The following is a 4,516-nucleotide window of genomic DNA, read 5'->3' as shown; positions in this document are numbered from 1 at the left end:
GAGCGGGCGCGCCGTCCACCCACCGCGGCTTCTTCGCAGGCGGGCCATCGCCGAACTTCTTGCCGGCAGGCTTGCCCTTCGCCTTCTCGGTCTGGGCCTTCTTCGCCGATGCCTTCTTGGCCGTGCTCCAGCGGGGCTTCTTCTCGGTCACAGCAGGACCGTCGCGAAGGTTCCGATCTGGCGCATGCCGATCCTTTCGTAGGTGGCCCGTGCGGCCGAGTTGAAGTGGTTGACGTAGAGGGTCGCCGTCGGGGCGATCAGGGCGTGAACGTGTTCGACCACCCCGGCCATTCCCACGGTGCCCAAACCCTGCCCCCGCAGCCGCGGCGCCACCCACACGCCCTGGATCTGCGCGCACCCCAACGCCGCCGACCCCACGTCGGCCTTGAAGATCACCTCGCCCCGCTCGATGATGACAAACGTATGGCTGCGGTCGATCAGTCGAGCGAGGATCGACCGGTAGGCGCGGGCGGAGCCGCGATACGGCGGGTAGCCGATCTCGTGCGTGAACATATGCTCGGCCGCGACCAGCACAGCGTCCAATTCACTCATGCGGGCCGGCCGCACTCGCGGATCGGGCGTCACCCCGAAAGCGCGCGGCGACTGACTCGTCGCGAGGTGTGGCTGGACCGAGCGCACCGACCGCGCCGGTGACCATTGGCCCTCGAAGTCCGCCCACAGGCCCATGACCTGATCGGCCGGGCCGAGCAGCGACGCGGTGCGTCGCTGCCAGCGCCGGACGCGGTCGGCGAGCGCCAAACGGGCGCGTGAATCGGTCTCCACCGGAACGACATTCGCACCGGCGAAGCACACCGCCGCAAGCTGGCCGTCTTCGTGGTAGCCGAGGACCGGGGTGCTCGCCGACAGCAGTGCACCTTCGAGGATCCGGGCGGCGGGGAAGACATTGTCGGCGGGGTGCCGGGCACACAACTCCAGGACGGCGTCTCGGTCGGACGAGGTCAGGAGCCGCGTCGGGGTCCGAGTGCGCAGCACGCCTCAAGCCTGCCGTGTCCGCGCACCGCTGTCACGCTTAGCCACGGCAGAATTGCCGGCCACTTTGCCGATTCCCCCGACGATGAGGGTCGAGCTTCTCGCCACAATGACAGACGGGCATCACCTCACGGTGACAGTCGGGCTGCCGGCGTCCTCGCCCTCAAGCTCACCCATTTCTTCGGCGATACGCATCGCCTCTTCGATCAAGGTCTCGACGATCTGACTCTCCGGGACAGTTTTGACGACCTCACCCTTGACGAAGATCTGCCCCTTGCCATTGCCCGAGGCCACCCCGAGGTCGGCCTCGCGGGCCTCGCCGGGGCCGTTGACAACGCAGCCCATGACGGCAACGCGCAGCGGCACGGTCAGCCCGTCGAGACCGGCGGTGACCTCCTCGGCCAGCTTGTAGACATCGACCTGCGCGCGCCCGCAGGAGGGGCACGAGACGATCTCGAGCTTGCGGGGCTTGAGGTTGAGCGACTGCAGGATCTGGATGCCGACCTTGACTTCTTCGACCGGCGGCGCCGACAGCGAGACGCGGATAGTGTCACCGATCCCTTGCGAGAGCAGCGCACCGAAGGCGGTAGCGGACTTGATCGTGCCCTGGAAGGCCGGGCCGGCTTCGGTGACGCCGAGGTGCAGCGGCCAGTCGCCGCGCTCGGAAAGCAACTCGTAGGCCCGCACCATGACCACCGGGTCGTTGTGCTTGACCGAGATCTTGAAGTCGTGGAAGTCGTGCTCCTCGAACAGGCTCGCCTCCCAGACGGCTGACTCGACGAGCGCCTCGGGGGTCGCCTTGCCGTATTTGGCCAGCAGCCGCTTGTCCAGCGAGCCGGCGTTGACGCCGATCCGGATCGAAACGCCCGCGGCTTTCGCACGCTTGGCGATCTCGGCGACCTGGTCGTCGAACTGCCGGATATTGCCGGGGTTGACCCGGACGGCAGCGCAACCGGCGTCGATCGCGGCATACACATATTTGGGTTGGAAATGAATGTCCGCGATGACCGGGATATTGCTCTTGCGCGCGATCGCCGGCAGCGCGTCGGCGTCGTCCTGGCTCGGGCAGGCCACGCGCACGATGTCGCACCCGGCCGCGGTGAGCTCGGCGATCTGCTGGAGCGTGGCGTTGACATCACTGGTCAGGGTCGTGGTCATCGACTGCACCGAGATCGGGGCATCCCCGCCGACCTCGACCTTGCCGACCTTGATCTTGCGGGTCTTGCGACGGGGCGCGAGAACGGGCGGGGGCAACGCGGGCAGGCCGAGCGAGACAGTCACGTCATCGATTATCCCCTAGCCGTATGCCGCTTCCCACCCGCCGCGTCCCGCGCGGACGGTGGGGCGGCCGCCGACCACTGGGGTGCGCCACCCGGACACCGGTTGCCCACGCGTGCACGGGTTCGACCCCCCGACACCGGTCCAAACCGGTGTCGGGGTGCCAAACCGGTGTCTGGGTAAGAGGGCGGTGCGGAGACGCCGGCCTCCTCGGCTCAGGTTCGGTAGAGCACCCGCTGATCCGTGCGGAGGGCGGCCACCGGGACGATGTCCTTGCCGAAGGGCACCAGGCTCACAGGGAGCATCTTCAGATTCCCTAGGGCCAAAGGGATGCCGATGATCGTGATCGCACAGGCGATGGCCGTGACGATGTGCCCGATCGCGAGCCACCAGCCGCAGAGCACGAACCACACCACATTCATCAGACCGGACCCGACACCAGCCGAGGGCTTGGCGACGATGACATTCCCGAAGGGCCAGAGAGCAAAGATCGCCATGCGGAAGGCCGCGATCCCGAACGGGATCGTCACGATGAAGAGGCACATGATCAAGCCGGCGCATAGATAGCCCAGCGCGAGCCAGAGGCCGGCGCAAACCAGCCAGATCAGGTTGAGCAGTGTCTTGATGTCAAATCCCACCGAGGACAGGTCAGCCGCGCAGGCGGACCGGGTTGACGATATCGGCATACATGAGCAGTCCGGACATGACGATGAGCACGGACGCCACGGCATACGCGACCGGGAGCGCCTTGGTGACATCGACGGGGCCCGGGTCGGCGCGACCGGTGAGCTTGAACGCCCGGCGCTTGATGCCCTCCCACAGGGCGCCGGCGACGTGGCCGCCGTCCAGCGGTAGCAGCGGGATGAGATTGAAGACGAAGAGCGCGAGGTTGAGCGAGCCGAGCAGCGCGACCAGCATGATCCCCTTGTCGCCCGTGCTGATCTCGTGCGCGTCGGCGACCTCGCCGGCGACTCGGCCGACACCGACGACGGAGATGGGGCCATTGGCGTCGCGCTCACCGTCGCCGAAGGCCGCCTTGGTGATCCCGACCATCTTCTGCGGGATGGTCAGGACGACGCCGGCCGTGCGCCATACCTGCTCGCCGATCAGACCGGGGACGGCCGAGAGTGGCTGCGGCACGGTGACGGGGGTGCCGGAGGCGCCGAGGAAACCGGCCTGCTCGGTGACATAGGAGCCGTCGGACGCCTTCTTCGGTTCGCCGTACTTGTCGTAGACCGGCAGCTGCACCGACATCGGGACCGGGTGGACGGTGATCGTCTGCCCGGCACGCTCGAGGACGACATCGAGCGGTTTGCCGGCGTTGGACCGGATGATCGAGCGGGCGTCGTCGAAGGTCCTCAGGGCGACGCCGTTGATGGAGATGATGCGGTCGCCGGGCTTCAGGCCCGCGAGATTGGCGGGTGCTTTCGGCATCTCAGGCGTGCACGTGGTCGCGCCGGGCTGACCGGCCTTGGCGATGTCGACGCAGTCGGAGACCGAGTAGAGCACCGGCGAGGACTCGGTGATGCCGTGCAAGGTAAAGATGCCGGTGAAGACGGTCACGGCGATGAGGAGATTCATCACCGGACCGCCGAGCATGATGACGATCTTCTTGCGAGCGGGGAGCTTGTAGAAGACGCGATTCTCATCGCCGTGCTGGACCTCGGCAAGGCTGGTCTTGCGGGCCTCGTCGCGCAGCTGGGTGAACCGGCCGGTGCTGGAGACGCGGATCGAGTCGGGGTCGTCGCCCGGGCGCGGCGGGAACATCCCGATCATCCGGATGTAGCCGCCGAGCGGGATGGCCTTGACGCCATACTCGGTCTCGCCGCGCTTGGTCGACCACAGCGTCGGCCCGAAGCCGACCATGTACTGCGGGACCCGCACGCCGAACTTCTTGGCCGGCACGAGGTGGCCGATCTCGTGCAGAGCGATGGAGGCACCGACGCCGATGACGACGATGAGCACCCCGAGCAGATACAGCATGACCAGTCCTCACCGGCTTCCCACGACGCCGCGGCAGCGACGCCACCGCATCCAACGCGCGGGGCGCGCGAATCAATCCCCGTGGCATCCAGCGTAACTGCCGTATGCCGTGGTCGCCTCGCTCTTCGCAGCTCGCCTGCCGCTTCGCTTCAGGACCACGCGAAGTCTCGCTCGCGGACCGGGCCCCACCGGGCGACTCCGCGGAAGGCTGTGGGCGCTCAGCCGCCGGGCCGGCTGCGGGCCCCAAAGGGCGGCTGCGGGCGCC

Annotated in this window: 4 protein-coding genes; all 4 read right to left on the bottom strand. The window is 67.7% G+C overall.

Annotated features, from left to right (window positions below):
- Nucleotides 1-147: 147 nt before the first annotated feature.
- The 4 genes from PKH97_RS13975 to PKH97_RS13960 all read right to left on the bottom strand — a co-directional run bounded on the left by PKH97_RS13975 (nucleotide 148) and on the right by PKH97_RS13960 (nucleotide 4,251).
- Nucleotides 148-993 carry a GNAT family N-acetyltransferase gene (locus PKH97_RS13975; protein WP_324388151.1) on the bottom strand — a complete coding sequence of 282 codons (846 nt, stop codon included), beginning with the start codon at nucleotides 991-993 and terminating at the stop codon, nucleotides 148-150.
- A 120-nt stretch (nucleotides 994-1,113) separates the two neighbouring features.
- Nucleotides 1,114-2,271 carry a flavodoxin-dependent (E)-4-hydroxy-3-methylbut-2-enyl-diphosphate synthase gene (gene ispG / locus PKH97_RS13970; protein WP_324388150.1) on the bottom strand — a complete coding sequence of 386 codons (1,158 nt, stop codon included), beginning with the start codon at nucleotides 2,269-2,271 and terminating at the stop codon, nucleotides 1,114-1,116.
- A gap of 212 nt (nucleotides 2,272-2,483) precedes the next feature.
- A complete protein-coding gene (locus PKH97_RS13965) occupies nucleotides 2,484-2,894 on the bottom strand; it encodes a YccF domain-containing protein (RefSeq protein ID WP_324388153.1) in 411 nt (136 codons plus the stop codon).
- Between the two features lie 22 nt (nucleotides 2,895-2,916).
- Nucleotides 2,917-4,251: a site-2 protease family protein gene (locus PKH97_RS13960; RefSeq protein WP_324388149.1), complete on the bottom strand. Its 1,335-nt coding sequence runs from the start codon at nucleotides 4,249-4,251 to the stop codon at nucleotides 2,917-2,919.
- Nucleotides 4,252-4,516 lie beyond the last annotated feature (265 nt).

It is taken from the genome of Nostocoides sp. (assembly GCF_035343835.1).
Taxonomy (GTDB): domain Bacteria; phylum Actinomycetota; class Actinomycetes; order Actinomycetales; family Dermatophilaceae; genus Nostocoides_A; species Nostocoides_A vanveenii.
Note: the sequence above shows the minus strand (reverse complement) of the source record. Positions and strands in the feature narration are given on the sequence as shown.

Excerpts from the sequence above, each read along its gene's own strand:
- PKH97_RS13960 (WP_324388149.1), bottom strand. The coding sequence starts at position 4,251 with ATGCTGTATCTGCTCGGGGTGCTCATCGTCGTCATCGGCGTCGGTGCC.